This window comes from Ruania albidiflava DSM 18029 (assembly GCF_000421225.1).
Taxonomy (GTDB): Bacteria; Actinomycetota; Actinomycetes; order Actinomycetales; family Beutenbergiaceae; genus Ruania; species Ruania albidiflava.
Map to the genome: position 1 here is coordinate 379,419 of NZ_ATWL01000001.1, position 16,279 is coordinate 395,697.

Below are 16,279 nucleotides of genomic sequence, written 5' to 3' on the forward strand. Positions count from 1 at the left end.
TCGCACGTGGAGTCGTGCTCTGCGGTATCGCCCCCACGCAGCAGGTATCGCCCAGCCAGGCCGCCGCCCCCTCGCCATCGCCGGTGCAGCGCACTCACCCGATCCAGACACCCCGGGTTGCCCGCTCCGCGAGCCTCCGGTGCACCTCGGCAAGCAGCCTGCCGGGGCGGGCCAGATCGGCCCACACCACCCGGATGAGGATCCATCCCTCCCGCTCGAGCGCGTCCTGGCGCCGCTTCTCCTGGAACACCACCTCGGCCGGGTCTCCCGCGTGGCGGTCTCACCTGCTGACTCCGCACGCCTGTCTGCCCGATCCAGCCGCCACCGCGCCTTGGCGGACCCACTGGCTCCGCGCCGGCCCGCCAACCGGTCGGCGATCTGCTCCCGCAGTCCCGGTTCTGCCAGCACGCGGTCCAGGACCATGAAGGCACCCAGGTCCGACATCGTCATGGCACAATCCACCGCTGTGCGCAGCACAGTGGTCACCGGCAGTGCATCGACCATCGTCATGTCCGCCTCGGCAACGGCTGCCCGATGGCGCACGATGGTCTGGTCCGCTCGGGCGGAGGCGCGCCCAGGTCGCAACAGATGAGTGCGGCTGGGGACGCGGTCCAACGGCAACCGGTGCAGCAGGGCGGCACTGTCGTGGCTGAACCACAGCGGACCCTCCAGCTGGCGGGCGATGGCGTGCATCTGCTGGCGGGCGCGCACTCGTTCGCGTACGTAGCGATCCTCGCTCTCGACGACCGCTCCATAGGCTCCGCGGCGGACCCGCTGCAACGTGCCGGCCCGCACTGCCTTCTCCAGGGTGTTGCGGTCCAGGTCACCGGTCAGGTACACCACTGCTCCGGCTGCTCGTTCATCCATGACCCGACCTTGACCGAGACGATGGTCCCGCGCGCAGCACGCACCCCCGGGTTGTGGACAACCTGGCACACCACCGCGGCGATACCTGCTGCGTGGGGGCGATACCGCAGAGCACGACGACGCGTGCGAGGTGTCGACTGAATGGACTCAGCGCAGTGAGGGGTTGGCTGGCGGTGAGGGGGTGGCTGGGTGCGAGGTCAGAGGTACTGGCCGGTGGGGCTGATGTTCTCGATCGTGCGTCCCGGCTGTGCGGTGCCCTTGTCCTGCACGATCGTGCGGATGAACACGATCCGCTCCCCCTTCTTCCCGGACACGCGGGCCCAGTCGTCGGGGTTGGTGGTGTTCGGCAGGTCCTCGTTCTCCTTGAACTCGGCCACGCACGCGTCCAGCAGGTGGTCCACCCGGATCCCGCGCACCCCGGTGGCGAGCAGGTCCTTGATCGCCTGCTTCTTCGCCCGGTCCACGATGTTCTGCACCATCGCCCCGGAGTTGAAGTCCTTGAAGTAGAGGATCTCCTTGTCCCCGCTGGCATAGGTGACCTCGAGGAACTGGTTCTCCTCGTCCTCGGCGTACATCCGGCCGACCGTGCGCTCGATCATGGCGTCCACAGCGGTCTGCGGATCGTCGTGGTGCTCGGCCAGGTCGTCCGGGTGGATCGGCAGCTCCGGGGTGAGGTACTTGGTGAAGATGTCCCGGGCGGACTCGGCGTCCGGACGCTCGATCTTGATCTTCACGTCCAGCCGACCTGGGCGCAGGATGGCCGGGTCGATCATGTCCTCCCGGTTGGAGGCACCGATCACGATCACGTTCTCCAGCCGCTCCACACCGTCGATCTCGGCGAGCAGCTGCGGCACGATCGTCGTCTCCACGTCGGAGGACACCCCGGTGCCGCGGGTCCGGAACAGCGACTCCATCTCGTCGAAGAACACCACGACCGGGATGCCCTGAGAGGCCTTCTCCCTCGCCCGAGAGAAGATCAGCCGGATGTGCCGCTCGGTCTCGCCGACGTACTTGTTCAGCAGCTCGGGGCCCTTGACGTTCAGGAAGTAGCTGCGTACCGGGGTCCGCTCACCGGTGGACCGGGCGGCGGTCTTGGCCAGCGAGGTGGCCACCGCCTTGGCGATCAGCGTCTTGCCGCAGCCGGGCGGACCGTACAGCAGCAGGCCCTTCGGTGGTTTCAGACCGTGCTCGCGGAACAGGTCGGGGTGCAGGAACGGCAGCTCGACGGCGTCGCGGATCTGCTCGATCTGAGCGGACAGGCCACCGATGTCGTCATAGGCGACGTCCGGCACCTCCTCGAGCATGAGATCTTCGACCTCCGCCCGCGGGATGTGCTCGAAGGCGAACGCGGTGCGCGTGTCGATGGTGAGCGAGTCCCCGACTCGCACCGTGTGCTCCAGCAACGGTCCAGCCAGGCGCACGACCCGCTCGTCCTCACCACGGCCGATGACCAAGACCCGGCCGGCGTCCAGCACCTCCTTGACGGTGACCAGCTCGCCGACCGGGTCGTACCCACCGGCTGCCACGACGGTCATCGCCTCGTTCAGCTGCACCTCTTGTCCGGGTCGCAGCGACTCGACCGGGACGTCGTGCGCCACACCGACGCGCATCTTCCGACCGGAGGAGAGGACGTCGATGCTGCGGTCGCCGCGGTCAGCGAGGAACAGCGCATAGCTGGCCGGCGGCTTGCTCATCTCCTCCAGCTGGGTGCGCAGCTCCACCAGCTGCGAGCGCGCAGTGGTGAGTGCGGTGACCAGCCGTTCGTTCTTCGCAGCGAGCTCGATCGCCTTGTCCTGCAGCTCCCGCTCGCGCGCGGACCCGTGATCGTCGACCATCATCACTCCCTCCGAGCGAGACCTCTTCTACTGTAGGTCAGTCCTGCCCGGTAGCGCCGTCCGGTCCGCTGGCTGAACCCTCCCGCAGCGCACGGGTGGTCTCGAACGACCGGCGCAGCTTGCGCAGCTTCTTCTGCGACACGGTCCGCTCCCCCAGGTCGGCGGCCAGGTCGGCCTCGTCGAACTTGGGCGCCTCCTCCGCGTAGGCGCCCGGTGCCGGCCGTCGACGGCGGAGCGGGGGGTGGACTCCTGGGGCCAGTCTGCGCGTGGTCACCAGGAAGCCGGTGTGCGCGATCATCCGGTGCTCCGGTCGTACTGCGAGGCCTTCCAGGTGCCAGCCCCGGATCATCGACTCCCAGGCCTGCGGTTCGGTGAAGTGCCCGTCGGACTTCGCGGCCTCGGTGAACCGGGACAGCTGGGTGGCGGTGGCCACGTAGGCAACCAGCACCCCGCCTGGGGTCAGGGCGGTGGCTGCGGCGTCCAGGTTCTCCCAGGGGGCCAGCATGTCCAGCACGATCCGGTCCACCGACCCTGGTTCGCGCACCTGGGCCACGACGTCGGCGAAGTCCCCGACCTGCAGCTCCCAGGCCGGGTGGTCGGCGCCGAAGAAGTCGGTCACGTTGCCGCGGGCGATCTCGGCGAAGTCCTCGCGCCGCTCGATGGACAGCACCGATCCGGTCTCGCCCACCGCGCGCAGCAGGGACAGGGTGAGCGCACCGGAGCCGACACCTGCCTCCACCACCCGGGCGCCGGGGTAGATGTCCGCCATGGTGACGATCTGGGCGGCGTCCTTGGGGTAGATCACCGCAGCACCACGAGGCATGGACAGCACGTAGTCGGCCAGCAGCGGCCGCAGCGCCAGGTACTCCACCCCCGCAGTGGTGCTGACCACAGTGCCCTCCGGGGCGCCGATGAGCTGGTCGTGCTCGAACGATCCGCGGTGGGTGTGGAAAGACTGCCCGGGACGCAGCGTGATCGTGGTCAGCCGGCCCTTCGGGTCGGTCAGCTGCACCTTGTCCCCGGCGCGCAGCGGGCCGCGACGCATCGCGGCTCCGGTGGCTGGAGCACGGCGGGCAAATCCGTCAGTGTGGTGAGAGGTCACGTCGGGGCAGTGTACGTGCCTGCGGAGGTCCTCAGCCGAGCCGGCGCACCACGTCGGCCACGGCGACCACACCGAGCAGACCACGGCGAGGGTCCACCAGCACCAGGTGGCGGGCACCGGCCTGCGCGGCGCGGGCCACCCGGGCGGCAGCGGCGGGACCCTGCAGCACTGTCAGCACCGAGACGGCCGGTAGCGGTGTGGCCACCGCGCTCACCGGTGTGCTGCCGCGCAGGTCGGGGGGCACGGACTGCCAGGCCTCTGCCGCGACCAGCGCCACCGGCCGGCCCTGGTCGAGCACAACCACTGCGGGACTCGTGCCTGCGGGCGCTCCAGCAGCGGCCACCCCGTCCACCTGTGCCACGGTCGCGGAACCGTCCACGGCCACAGCGGCGCGTGCGAGCGGCACCAGGTCGAGCCCGCGGGCTCCCATCTGCGCCTTGGCGTGCCGGACCGAGGCCTGGGCTCCGCTCCACAGCACAGCCCCTACCACCACCGCCCAGATGGCGGTGCTCACCGAGGGGCGCTGCCCGTGCGCCAGCGGCCAGCCGAGCGACACGACGACCACGGTGATCGCGAGCACCTGCCCGGCCCGGCCGGCTACCAGCATGCCCTGCAGGCGGTCTCTCGTGGTCGCCCAGATCGCCGCCTCGAGCAGCTTGCCGCCGTCCATCGGCAGCGCGGGCAGCAGGTTGAAGAGGGCGACGAACCCGTTCGTGTAGGTGAATGCAGTCATCGCGAGGCCGGCCAGCCCGTCGGTCGTGCCGCCGACCAGCCAGCCCAGCACCGCCAGCAGCACGTTCGCCGCCGGGCCGGCTACGGACACGATCGCCGAGTCTGCTGGAGTGGCCAGGCTGCTGCCGAAGGAGGTGTGCCCACCCCAGAGGGTGATCACGTACTCGCGGGCACGGATACCACGCACCTTGGCGGCCAGGCCGTGCGCGAGCTCGTGGGCGAGCACGGACAGCAGCAGCAGGGCAGGGACGCTGAGCGCCCACAGGTACGCTTCAACGCCGAGCCCGAGCCGGCTCTGCAGCCAGGGCCCGATGACGGCGACCAGCACCGCGGCGACCAGCAGCCAGCCGGCCGTGAGCACCACCGGGGCACCGCCGAGGGTGCCGATGCGCCACCCGCGGGTGCGGGGCCGGTCAGCCGGCTGGGAGGAGGTCATAGAGCTCTCCGGCGGCGATGCGGCGCAGGTCGGCCAGACCCACCTGTTCGAGGCTGGCCAGCCGGTTGCGTCCCGGCGCAGGAGGTACGGGCACCTTCGCCTGCACGGCCAGCACCCGGGTGCCTGCCGCAGTGGCGGACGCGATACCGGGCAGGGAGTCCTCGATGGCCACGCACGCCGAGGGGTGCACACCCAGTGCGCTCGCTGCCCTCAGGTAGGGCTCCGGGTGTGGTTTGCCCTGGTCCACCCCGTCACCGGTCACGACCACGTCGAAGGTGCCGGCGGGGATCCCGGCGAGCACGACGTCGCTGAGCGGTTTCCAGGACATCGTCACCAGGGCACTGGGTACCCCCGCCTCCCGGACGGCGGTGAGCAGCTCCCGAGCACCAGGCTGCCAGGGCACGCCGTTGCTGCGGACCTGCACGACCACCCGGGCGAGCAGCTCGTGCACGATCTCGGTGATGGTGCCCCGGATCCCGGCGCGGGCCTGCAGCTCGGCCGCCGAGGCTTCCAGGGACATCCCGACCAGGTCCAGGGCCAGGTTCTCGTCCCAGGTACCGCCGTGCTCGGCGGACAGGGCCACCTCGGCGGCCATCCAGTACGGCTCGGTGTCCACCAGCGTGCCGTCCATGTCCCAGAGCACGGCCGCGGGCAGCACCTCGCTGGCAGCAGGGTCGGGCACCACAGGCTGGTCGGGAGCTGGCAACGGCGTCTCCTGGGCTGTCTCGGCGGGATGGAGCGGTCAGAGCCAGGCTATCCGCCCCAGCACCATGTCCAGGTACCAGGCACGGGCCACTGGCAGCACAGTCACGTGCAAGTGGCGTGCAAGGCACCGTCCCTAGCGTCGGCGGGTATGAGCGTATCCACCCAGGACCCCACACGCACCAGCGTCGTCACCGCCCTCCGGACCGCTCTGAGCTGTCCGGTGCACGGTCCGCCCGATCCGGACTGGGAGTCCGTCCGGCGTGGCTGGAACCTGCACGTGGACCAGCAACCAGCGGCGATCGTGGCTCCGGCCACAGTCTCCGACGTGCAGGAGACGGTGCGCACGGCCGCGGCGCTGGGCGTCCCGGTGACCGTGCAGTCCAACGGGCACGGCGCCACAGCAGCGACGACCGGCACGGTGATGGTTCGCGCGCACCGGTTGCGGGACCTGAGCATCGACGTGCAGACCCGGCGCGCCCGGGTGGGCGCCGGGGTGAAGTGGGCGCACCTGGTCGCCGCACTGGCGGACTCTGGTCTGACCGGCACTCCGGGCAGCACGGACGACCTGACCGTGGTCGGCTACCACACCGGCGGCGGGCTGCCCTGGTTCGGTCGCGCCTATGGTCCGGCCGCCCGCTGGGTGCGTGCCTGGCAGGTGGTCCGGGCGGACGGGGAGCTGGTGGAGGTGACTGCAGACTCCGACCCGGACCTGTTCTGGGCGCTCGGTGGTGGCGGCGGCGGGCTCGGGGTGGTCACCGCTGTGGAGATCGAGCTGCTCCCGGCTCCCCCGCTCGTGGGCGGGCAGCTGATGTGGCCGGCGGACCGGGCCGCGCAGGTGCTGGCCGCCTTCGCCGACGTCACCCGCAGCGCCCCACCGGAGCTGACCTTGTGGCTCTGGCTGATCACCTTCCCGCCCAGCGAGCCGTTCCCGCCGGAGCTGCACGAGCGCTCGATGGTGAACCTCAACGTCACGTTCCTGGGTGCCGAGGCTGAGGCGGAGGAGCTGCTCGCCCCGCTGCGCGCGGTACCGGGACTGGAGGTGGACACGGTCGCACCGCTGCCGATGAGCGAGCTGTCATCGGTCGCGAACGAACCCACGCAGCCGCTGCCGGTGCTGGACTGGTCCCACTTCGTCGCGGAGCTGAGCACAGACTTCCAGCGGGGCCTGCTGGAGGTGAACCCGCCGCACCCGCAGACACCGATGATCGCGTGCATCCGACACCTGGGTGGTGCGTTGCGCCAGGAGCTGCCCACCGCCGTCGAACCGATCGCGGAGGAGTACCTGCTGTTCGGGTTCTCCCTGGCCGGCTCCGCAGCGCAGGAGGAGACCGTGCGCGCGCACTGGCGAGCCCTGGAGCGCCGGCTCGGTGCGCACCTGAGCCACCGGACCCACCTGAACATGCTCGGCCCGGATCCGGACATCACCCGCGGGTTGGGTCCGGCGACGCTGGCGAGGCTGCGGCGGGTGAAGGCCGCGCAGGACCCGCACCGGGTGTTCCGCAGCCACCGTCCGATCCTGCCCTGACCTGTCGGCGACCGCTGGGTCGGCCGTGAGGTCGGCAACCCATCTCCCGTAGGCTGGACCGGTGAGTACTTCCCCACGCCATCGTGGCCCCGCTCCGGACGAAGGCAGCGAGGAGAGCCCGCAGATCCCGCCGGCGATGGTGATCGCAGCGTTCGAGGGCTGGAACGATGCCGGCTCGGCCGCCAGCGCTGCGCTCGACCAGCTCGCCACCGAGTGGGACGCCCGCGAGGCCACCCGGCTGGACGTGGACACCTTCCACGACTTCCAGGTGAACCGTCCGATGATCTCCACCGATACCGACGGCAACCGGGTGCTGACCTGGCCGGCCACGACGATCTCCGTCACCGCCTCCCCACAGCGGGGCCGGCGGGTGGTGCTGGTGCAGGGGGTGGAACCCTCGATGCGGTGGCGGGAGTACTGCCGACAGGTGCTGGACGCCGTCGAGGAGCTGGGGGCGACCACGTTGGTCTGCGTGGGTGCGCTGCTCGCGGACGTGCCGCACACCCGCCCGATCCCGGTGCAGACCTCCAGCGACGACCCGCGGGTGCAGGCGCTGCTGGACGTGGAGACCAGCGAGTACGAGGGCCCGACCGGGATCACCGGGGTACTCACCCACCTGGCGACCGAGCGCGGGATGCACTCGCTGAACGTGTGGGCGGCAGTACCGCACTACGTCGCCCAGCCGCCCTCACCGAAGGCCACGCTGGCGCTGCTGACCGCACTCGAGGAGCTGCTCGGGGAACCGGTGCCGATGGGTGAGCTGCCGGAGGACGCCAAGGCCTGGCAGGACGGTGTGGACGAGCTCGCCGGTGAGGACCCAGAGGTGGCCGAGTACGTGCGCCAGCTGGAGCAGGCCAAGGACACTGCCGAGCTGCCCGAGGCCAGTGGTGAGGCGATCGCGCGGGAGTTCGAGAAGTACCTGCGCCGCCGCGACTCTGGGCACTGAGCCACCCGCCCGGTCACGGTCTCAGCGCAGGTCGATGCCCAGCAGCGCATCGACGGCGCTGACCACCTCAGCTGCGAGCGTGCCTGTGGCTGCCGCCCGGTCCACCACCTCCAGGCAGGCGGCGGTGTCCAGGTTGTCCGCCAGCGCTGCGCGCATCTGGTCCACGACGGCGGAGCCCGGCTGGCCCTGCCCGCTCACCGGGACGGCGGTGGTCGTCCCAGCGCTGCCGGTCGCGGCTTCCTGCCAGCGTCCCAGCCGTTGCACAGCCTCGGCCAGACCGGTGTCGGTGTACTCCCAGGACTCGCTGTAGTGGTGCGCCAGCAGCACCAGCCGCACCGCCCGGGCGTCCACACCGTCAGCGAGCAGCCCGGAGACGAACACCAGGTTGCCCAGCGACTTGCTCATCTTCTCGCCCTGGTAGGCGACCAGACCGGTGTGCAGGTAGGAGCGGATCGGTTCGGAGTCGGTCTCCTCCTGCAGGAAGCGCAGGTGGCTGGTGCCCATCTCGTGGTGCGGGAAGACCAGGTCCTGCCCGCCGCCCTCGAGAGTGACCGGCAGGCCGAGGTGGTGGGCGGCGATCGCACCGCACTCGATGTGCCAGCCGGGTCGGCCGGGACCGAGGCTGGCCCCGTCCCACCAGGGTTCGCCGGTACGCCGGCCACGCCAGAGCAGCGGGTCCAGCGGGTCCCGCTTGCCCTCGGTGTCCGGGTCTCCGCCCCGTTCGGCGAACAGCCCGACCATCTCGGTGCGGTCCAGGTGGGAGACGGACCCGAACCGCGGGTCGGCGCTCAGGTCGGCGTAGACGTCCTGGTCCACCCAGTAGGCGGCACCGACTGCGAGGAGGCGTTCTACGGCGGCCACGACCAGGTCCACCACCTCGACGACCCCCACGTAGTGCTCCGGCGGCAGCACCCGCAGCGCCTCCATGTCGGTGCGGAACAGCTGCACCTGGTCGGCGGCGAGCTCGCGCCAGTCCACCCCGATCTGCGCGGCCCGCTCCAGCAGCGGATCGTCCACGTCGGTGACGTTCTGCACATAGGTCACCGCCACGCCGGCGTCCCGCCACACCCGGACGAGCGTGTCGAAGGCCACATAGGTGAACGCATGACCCAGGTGCGTGGAGTCGTACGGGGTGATCCCGCACACGTACAGGTGAGCGACGCCGTCGACGACAGCATCGACCCGTTCCCCGGTGGCCGTGTCCTGCAGCTGCGGCCGGCGGCCGGGACCAGGGAGTGCGGGCAGGTGAGGGCGGGTCCAGGAGTGCACGCGATCAGACTAACCGGAGGCGGGCATGGCGGTGAGCGCACCGGCGAGCAGGAGGAGCACCACCACCACAGCCAGACCGATCCGGTAGTAGACGAACGGACGGTATGAGTAGGTGGAGACGATCTTCAGGAACGCGATGATCACCACGTAGCCGACACCGAACGCCACGATGGTGGCCAGCAGGGTGGGCCAGAACCCGACCTCCCCGGCGGTGCCGCCGCTCTTGATCAGCTGGTAGAAGCCGGAGCCGAGCACTGCCGGGATCGCCAGCAGGAAGGAGTACCGCGCCGCAGCCTCCCGGGTGTAGCCCATCAGCAGGCCCGCGGTGATGGTGCCGCCGGAGCGGGACACACCGGGCACGAGTGCGAGCGACTGGGCCAGGCCGTAGAGCCAGGCGTGCTTCCAGGTGAGCCGGTCCAGCGTGCGGGTCTTGGCCCCGCGCACGTCGGCGATGCCGAGGATCACACCGAAGACCGCGAGCACGGTGGCGGTCAGGTAGAGGTTGCGCAGCGCATGCTCGATCGCGTCCTGGAAGAGCAGCCCGAGGACCACGATCGGGATGGAGCCGCAGATCACGAACCAGCCCATCCGGGCGTCCGGGTCGGAGCTGGGCAGCTGCTTCTTCCACGGGCCGACCGGCAGGGACTTCGCCCAGTGGGCGACGATCCGGGCGATGTCCCGACGGAAGTACAGCACCACGGCCGTCTCGGTGCCGATCTGGGTGATCGCGGTGAATGCGGCACCGGGGTCCGAGCTCATCAGGTCGCCCACGATGCGCAGGTGGGCGCTGGAGGAGATCGGCAGGAACTCCGTCAGCCCCTGCACCAGACCCAGGACGAGCGCTTCGATCCATGTCACGGGGTCCAAGGGTAAGGGGCGCGGACCGGTAACCTCACCTCCATGGATTCACGGCGTGTGGGCGGCAGCGGGTTGCGCGTGTCGGCAGTGGGCCTGGGCACGATGACCTGGGGCCGGGACACCGACGCGCACGAGGCCGCCGACCAGCTGCGCGTGTTCCTGGACGCCGGTGGCACGCTGCTGGACACTGCCGCCACCTACTCCGACGGCGCGGCTGAAGAGGTGATCGGCGCCCTGCTCGCCGAGGAGGTGGACCGCCAGGACGTGGTGCTCTGCTCCAAGGCTGGTGTGCGCGACGGTCGGGTGGATGCTTCCCGCGGCGCGCTGCTGGATGCGCTGGATGCCTCGCTGGCGCGGCTGGGCACCGATCACCTGGACCTGTGGCTGGTGCAGGCCCCGGACCCGCGTACTCCGCTCGCGGAGACGTTGTGGACCCTGGAGCATGCGGTGGCCACTGGCCGCACCCGGTACGTGGGGTTGTCCAACCACGCCGCGTGGCAGCTGGCGCACGCAGCGACGGTGCTCGCTGACGGACCGGGCCTGGCCGCCGCGCAGATGGAGTACTCGCTGCTGCAGCGCGGCATCGAGCGGGAGCTGGTGCCCGCGGCCGCAGGGCTGGGTGTGGGGGTGCTCGCCTGGTCGGCGTTGGGCCGCGGTGTGCTGTCCGGCAAGTACCGGCGCTCGGTACCCGCGGACTCCCGGGCCGCCTCACCACACCTGCGCGGGTTCGTGGAACCGTACCTGAACGACCGCGCCCGATCGGTGGTGGAGGCGGTGGCGACCGCAGCCGACGGGCTGGGTCGGGCACCGGTGGAGGTGGCGCTGGCCTGGGCCCGGGACGCTCCCGGGGTGGCCAGCGCGATCGTGGGGGCCCGCTCGCCGGCGCAGCTGCGGGGGACGTTGGCCGCGGACGACCTGGAGCTGCCGGAGCAGATCCGGCAGGTGCTGGACGAGGTCACCGCACCGCAGCTCGGTTACCCCGAGCGGCGCTGACCCCCCGGGCCGGGCCCGTCCCGCCGGCCGGCGCGGGAGTCGTCCGCCACGGTGTCTTCCTCGAGGGCATCGTCGTCGAGATCGTCGAACTCGAAGTCCTCGTCCTCCTCGTCGCCGTCGTAGACCACCAGCGGGGTGTCCACGCCGTACTCCTCGTAGAGGGACTCGTCATAGTTCTCGAACGCCTCCGCGAGCGCGTCGGAGGTGGCCAGAACCACTGGCGCCTCGTCGTCCTGGAGCGTTTCCACAGCGTCCAGGTGCTCCTCGAAGGCCGCGAACAGTCGGTCCAGCGCGGCACGCGGGTCGGTAGCCATAGGGTGACGGTAGCACCAGGAACTGCCGGTGGGGAGGGGCATCTTCGCGCGCTCTGCTGCGGCGCAGCGACGTCGGTGCTCGACGCACCCAGGTGTGCTGGTTATCGTGCTGCCATGGCGAGCCAGACCGTGCACCCGGCGACCTCCCAGCCAGCGTACGAGTTTCGGGTACTCACTCTCCCAGCGACCACCAGACGCGCCGACCTGCGCCAGCTGCTCACCGACGAGGCCGAGTACGGCCGGTGGGAGCTGGCCCGGCACCGCATCTACATGGGCGGTGCTCGGAAGGTGTGGCTGCGGCGGAAGATCATCCGCGTGCGCAGCACGCTCTGACCCAGCGGTTGTCCCGCCCGTTCCTCGCGAACGCTCGCCTGTGCGGCTCCCGCTCGGCGTGTCGCCGCGAAGGCGAGCGTTCGCGACTGGGTGGTCAGCAGCTGCGCAGGAACCGGTCCAGCACCCGCACCCCGAACTGCACCGACTCGACCGGCACCCGCTCGTCCACCCCGTGGAACATGCCGGCGAAGTCCAGCTCCGGCGGCAGCTGCAGCGGTGCGAACCCGTACCCGGTGATGCCCAGCCGGGCCAGCGACTTGTTGTCGGTGCCGCCGGAGAGCATGTAGGGCAGCACCACGGCGCCCGGGTCCTCCGCGTCCAGAGCGGCCACCATCCGGTCCACCAGGTCGCCGCCGAACGGGACCTCCAGGGCGATGTTGCGCTGCACGTCCTCCAGCCGGATGCCCTCACCAGCCAGCTCGCGGATGGTCTGCACGGTCTGCTCCTCCTCACCGGGCAGGAAGCGCACGTCGATGACCGCTTCCGCCCCGGATGGCACCACGTTCGCCTTGTACCCGGCGTCCAGCTGGGTGGGGTTGGCGTTCGCGGCCAGGGTGGCGTTGACGAACTTGCTCGCCGACCCGAGCGAGGCGGCGAGCGCCTCGATGGAGGTCCGGTCGTCCGGGTCGTACCCGGTGCCGGTGAGCTCGGCGACCCCGTCCAGCAGCGCCCGCACCGGGGGCGAGAGGCTCAGCGGCCAGGCGTGCCGGCCGATCCGGCCGACCGCCTCGGCGAGCCGGGTGACCGCATTGTCGTCGTTGATCTGGGAACCGTGTCCGGCGGTGCCGTCGGCGATCAGCCGCAACCAGGCGATGCCCTTCTCTGCGGTCTGCAGCAGGTAGGCGCGGCGCCCGTTCACCTCCACCGAGTAGCCGCCGACCTCGCTGATCGCCTCGGTGGCCCCCTCGAAGAGCTCCGGCTTGTGGTCCACCGCCCACCGGGCGCCGTAGGTGCCGCCGTGCTCCTCGTCGGCGAAGAAGGCGATCACCAGGTCCCGTGCCGGCCGCCAGCCGGTGCGCTTCATGTCCCGCACGACGGCCAGGATCATCGCATCCATGTCCTTCATGTCCACGGCGCCACGACCCCAGATCATGCCGTCCATCTCTTCACCGCCGAAGGGGTCCATCTTCCACTCCGAGGCCTCGGCGGGGACGACGTCCAGGTGGCCGTGCACGACGAGCGCGTCCCGGGTGGGGTCGGCGCCGGGGATGCGGACCACGACGTTCGCGCGCCGGTCGGCGGACTCGAAGTACACCGGGTCGTAGCCGACCTCGGTGAGCAGCTCCATCACGTACTCGGCGGCTTCCCGCTCACCGGGTCCGGACCCGTCACCGTAGTTGGAGGTGTCGATCCGGATCAGGTTGCGGCAGATGGCCACTGCCTCCAGCTCGGCGGCAGTGGGAGTGCGGTTCTCGTCGGTGATGGTCATCAGTCCAGTCCTCGGCGCTTCAGCAGGGGGTCGATCGCGGCGTCCCGGCCGCGCAGGTCACAGTAGGAGGCGAGCGGGTCGCGGGTGTACCCGCGGGAGAGCAGGGCTTGGCGGAACCGGCTCCCGGCGGCGCGGTTCAGTCCACCGTCACCGTCGCGGGCTGCCTCCTGCCGAAACCACTCCACAGTGTCGGCGTCCAGCACCTCGCTCCAGATGTAGGAGTAGTAGCCGGCGTCGTAGCCGCCACCGAAGGTGTGGTTGAAGTACGTGGTCCGGTACCGCGGCGGCACCAGGGGATAGTCCAGCCCGAGGGCGGCCAGCGTCTGCGCCTCGAACTCCTCGACGGCTGCGGCGTCAGTGGGGACCTGCTCCGGGGTCAGCTGGTGCCAGGCCTGGTCCAGCATCGCGGCGGCGAGGTACTCGGTGGTGGCGAACCCCGCACCGTAGGACTGGGAGTCGCGCAGCCGGTCCAGCGTGTCGCCGGGCAGCACCTGGCCGGTCTGGTGGTGCCGGGCGAAGCTGGCGATCACCTCGGGGTGCCAGGCCCACATCTCGTTCACCTGGGAGGGGAACTCCACGAAGTCGCGGGGGACGTTGGTGCCGGAGACTGACGGGTACCGGCCAGCGGCGAACAGTCCGTGCAGGGCGTGCCCGAACTCGTGGAAGGCAGTGATCACCTCGTCCCAGGTGAGCAGCGTGGGTTGGCCGGCGGCCGGGCGGGTGATGTTCAGGTTGTTCACCACCACCGCCCGGCGGTCGAGCAGGCCGGCGGCGTCCACGAGGTTGTGCATCCACGCACCGCCGCGCTTACCTTCTCGGGCGTAGTAGTCACCGACGAACAGGCCGAGCCCGGTGCCGTCGGCCTCGAACACCTCCCACACCCGGACACCGTCGGCGTAGCCGACCAGGTCGGCTCGCTCGGTGAAGGTCAGGCCGTAGAGGCGGGTCGCGGCGTAGAACACCCCGTCGTGGATCACCCGGTCGAGCTCCAGGTAGGGACGCAGCGCTGCCTCGTCGACGGCGTAGCGCTGCTGGCGCACCCGGTCGGCGTAGTACGCCCAGTCCCAGCCGGCCAGCTCGGCCCCGGGCTGGTCGGCGGTGAGCGCCTCGACCAGCTCCGCTCCCTCCGCGCGGGCGTTGCGCACCGCTGGCGGCGCCAGCCGGCCGAGCATCGCGTTGATCGCCTCCGTGGTCTTCGCCGTACCGCCCTCGGCGACATAGCTGGCGTGGTGCTCGTAGCCGAGCAGGCGGGCACGCTCGGCGCGCTTCGCCGCCAGCGCCACCACCAGGGCACGGGTGTCCGAGCCCGGATCCACACCGGTGCCGCGAGCCACAGAGGCGGTGAAGACCTGCTCCCGCAGCCTGCGGTCAGCGGCCTGGGCGAGCAGCGCCTGCCCGGTGGGCAGCTGGAAGGTGACCAGGTGACCGCTCCTGCCGCGATCGGCAGCAGCCTGGGCGAGCGCGGAGACTGCGTCGTCGGCGAGACCGGCGAGCAGGTCCGGATCGGTCACGTGCACGGCGGCCGCCTCCATCCCGGCGACCACCAGCTGGGCGAACTCCGTCTCCAGGGCGGTGATCTGCCCGTTCAGAGCGCGCAGCGTGGCTTTGGCGTCCTCGTCCAGCAGGATGCCGGCGCGGACGAAGTCGGTCAGGTAGCGCTGCAGCACCCAGGCGGTCTCCTCCTCGGCCACGCCGGCGGCCTGCACCTGCGTCAGCCGGGTATAGATCCGCTCGTCCAGCCAGAACGCATCCTGGTGGGCGGCCAGCACCGGCGCGTACTCGGACTCGATCGCACGGAGCTCGTCGGTACCGGCGGAGCTGACCAGGGTGCCGAACACCGCCTCCACCCGCTGCAGCAGCTGACCGGAACGCTCCAGTGCGTCCAGGGTGTTGGTGACAGTCGGCGGCTCGGTGCTGCTGGCTACCGCCTCCCACTCGGCCCGCTGCTGGGCGAGTCCGGCGTCGATCGCGGGCCGCAGGTGCTCGGTGCCGATCGCAGCGAAGTCGGGCAGCTGATAGGGCAGCGAGGAGGGCTGGGCCAGCGGGTTGTCCGCAGGCAGCGTGGCGTCGGTCATGACTCATTCATACCCGAAAAGAGGACCTCTCCTTACCGGACAGATCGGGCACCCCGTCCGGTACCGACAAGGACTGTCATGTTGTACAGTTTGTGGCACGTCGGGATCAGTCCCCGTCCCCCTCGGAGGCGTAGAAGTCCCGGCCAGCTGCGACGGCCGAACGGCCCCCCTCTGAACGGCCAGTCGCGCGGCGGCCCCGGCAGCGTTCATCGCGTCGGGGCCGCTTCCTCTCTCGGGCTGGAACGCTACGCCGGGAGACTGGCGCTGCCCGGTCATGCTCCGCCGTCGTACCCGTGCTGACGCCAGGCCTCGTAGACGGCGATCGCGGCCGAGTTGGACAGGTTCAGCGACCGCACCCCGGGGCGCATCGGGATGCGCACCCGCTCGGTGATCCGCGGGTCGTCGAGGATCTCTTCGGGCAGCCCGGTGGGCTCGGTCCCGAACAGCAGCGCGTCTGCGGGGGCGTAGTCGATCTCGCCGAAGTGCTTCTGCGCACGTCCGGTGAAGGCATAGATGCGCCGACTGCCGTGGCGCTGCAGGTGCTCGACGGCGGAGGTCCAGTCCGCATGCACCCGCACGTTGGCCAGGTCGTGGTAGTCCAAGCCTGCGCGGCGCAGCTTGGCGTCGCTGAGGTCGAACCCGAGGGGTTCGACCAGGTGCAGCATCACTCCGGTCACCGCGGACAGCCGGATCGCGTTGCCGGTGTTCGGTGGGATGCACGGCTCGTGGAAGACGACGTGGAACACCCGCGCAGAGTACCGCCGCGCCCACACGGCTGCCGCACCGATCGAGCTGTGGTGATCCGGTGGAGGACCTGTGTGGCGATCTTCACACTGGACGGGTGGATACCGATATGTTCT

General features: G+C 70.8%; 15 protein-coding genes. 4 read left to right on the plus strand and 11 right to left on the minus strand.

Annotated elements, in window-relative coordinates; translation table 11 throughout:
* Positions 1-94 precede the first annotated feature (94 nt).
* From K338_RS25405 to K338_RS0101800, 5 genes are all read right to left on the minus strand, one after another.
* A complete protein-coding gene (locus tag K338_RS25405; RefSeq protein WP_157612155.1) occupies positions 95-250 on the minus strand; it encodes a hypothetical protein in 156 nt (51 codons plus the stop codon).
* A gap of 814 nt (positions 251-1,064) precedes the next feature.
* Positions 1,065-2,702, minus strand: a complete 1,638-nt coding sequence (gene arc, locus K338_RS0101785) for a proteasome ATPase (protein WP_027286317.1) — start codon at positions 2,700-2,702, stop codon at positions 1,065-1,067.
* A gap of 37 nt (positions 2,703-2,739) precedes the next feature.
* On the minus strand, positions 2,740-3,747 hold the full coding sequence (locus K338_RS19880; protein WP_051154624.1) for a tRNA (adenine-N1)-methyltransferase: 1,008 nt from the start codon (positions 3,745-3,747) through the stop codon (positions 2,740-2,742).
* An 88-nt stretch (positions 3,748-3,835) separates the two neighbouring features.
* Complete coding sequence (locus K338_RS0101795; RefSeq protein ID WP_022916474.1) at positions 3,836-4,972, minus strand: site-2 protease family protein; 1,137 nt, start codon at positions 4,970-4,972, stop codon at positions 3,836-3,838.
* Complete coding sequence (locus tag K338_RS0101800) at positions 4,950-5,678, minus strand: HAD family hydrolase (protein WP_027286318.1); 729 nt, start codon at positions 5,676-5,678, stop codon at positions 4,950-4,952. Before K338_RS0101800 ends, K338_RS0101795 begins: the two co-directional genes overlap by 23 nt.
* A gap of 147 nt (positions 5,679-5,825) precedes the next feature.
* Between K338_RS0101800 and K338_RS0101805 the strand changes: the two genes are divergently transcribed.
* Positions 5,826-7,202: an FAD-binding oxidoreductase gene (locus K338_RS0101805; RefSeq protein WP_022916476.1), complete on the plus strand. Its 1,377-nt coding sequence runs from the start codon at positions 5,826-5,828 to the stop codon at positions 7,200-7,202.
* A gap of 136 nt (positions 7,203-7,338) precedes the next feature.
* The gene (locus tag K338_RS0101810) at positions 7,339-8,148 is read left to right on the plus strand and encodes a PAC2 family protein (protein ID WP_022916477.1); all 810 of its coding nucleotides are present in this window, start codon (positions 7,339-7,341) and stop codon (positions 8,146-8,148) included.
* Positions 8,149-8,169: 21 nt separating this feature from the next.
* Here K338_RS0101810 and mshC read toward each other — a convergent pair whose 3' ends face one another.
* Together mshC and K338_RS0101820 are read right to left on the minus strand one after the other, a co-directional pair.
* On the minus strand, positions 8,170-9,417 hold the full coding sequence (mshC, locus tag K338_RS0101815; RefSeq protein WP_022916478.1) for a cysteine--1-D-myo-inosityl 2-amino-2-deoxy-alpha-D-glucopyranoside ligase: 1,248 nt from the start codon (positions 9,415-9,417) through the stop codon (positions 8,170-8,172).
* Positions 9,418-9,426: 9 nt separating this feature from the next.
* Positions 9,427-10,275 carry an undecaprenyl-diphosphate phosphatase gene (locus tag K338_RS0101820; protein ID WP_022916479.1) on the minus strand — a complete coding sequence of 283 codons (849 nt, stop codon included), beginning with the start codon at positions 10,273-10,275 and terminating at the stop codon, positions 9,427-9,429.
* A gap of 42 nt (positions 10,276-10,317) precedes the next feature.
* Between K338_RS0101820 and K338_RS0101825 the strand changes: the two genes are divergently transcribed.
* Positions 10,318-11,268: an aldo/keto reductase gene (locus K338_RS0101825; RefSeq protein ID WP_022916480.1), complete on the plus strand. Its 951-nt coding sequence runs from the start codon at positions 10,318-10,320 to the stop codon at positions 11,266-11,268.
* Here K338_RS0101825 and K338_RS19885 read toward each other — a convergent pair.
* A complete protein-coding gene (locus tag K338_RS19885) occupies positions 11,250-11,582 on the minus strand; it encodes a hypothetical protein (protein ID WP_022916481.1) in 333 nt (110 codons plus the stop codon). The two genes, K338_RS0101825 and K338_RS19885, sit on opposite strands and share 19 nt — an antisense overlap.
* 114 nt (positions 11,583-11,696) lie before the next feature.
* On the opposite strand from K338_RS19885, the gene K338_RS0101835 reads away from it, so the two are divergent.
* Positions 11,697-11,915 (plus strand): DUF5703 family protein, encoded by a 219-nt coding sequence (locus K338_RS0101835; RefSeq protein WP_022916482.1) that lies wholly within the window; start codon positions 11,697-11,699, stop codon positions 11,913-11,915.
* A gap of 94 nt (positions 11,916-12,009) precedes the next feature.
* Here K338_RS0101835 and K338_RS0101840 read toward each other — a convergent pair whose 3' ends face one another.
* The 3 genes from K338_RS0101840 to K338_RS0101850 all read right to left on the minus strand — a co-directional run bounded on the left by K338_RS0101840 (position 12,010) and on the right by K338_RS0101850 (position 16,165).
* Positions 12,010-13,344: a M20/M25/M40 family metallo-hydrolase gene (locus K338_RS0101840; RefSeq protein ID WP_022916483.1), complete on the minus strand. Its 1,335-nt coding sequence runs from the start codon at positions 13,342-13,344 to the stop codon at positions 12,010-12,012.
* Positions 13,344-15,419 carry a M3 family metallopeptidase gene (locus K338_RS0101845; RefSeq protein WP_022916484.1) on the minus strand — a complete coding sequence of 692 codons (2,076 nt, stop codon included), beginning with the start codon at positions 15,417-15,419 and terminating at the stop codon, positions 13,344-13,346. The genes K338_RS0101840 and K338_RS0101845 overlap by 1 nt, the downstream gene beginning before the upstream one ends.
* A 272-nt stretch (positions 15,420-15,691) precedes the next feature.
* Positions 15,692-16,165 (minus strand): tRNA (cytidine(34)-2'-O)-methyltransferase, encoded by a 474-nt coding sequence (locus K338_RS0101850; RefSeq protein ID WP_027286322.1) that lies wholly within the window; start codon positions 16,163-16,165, stop codon positions 15,692-15,694.
* Positions 16,166-16,279 lie beyond the last annotated feature (114 nt).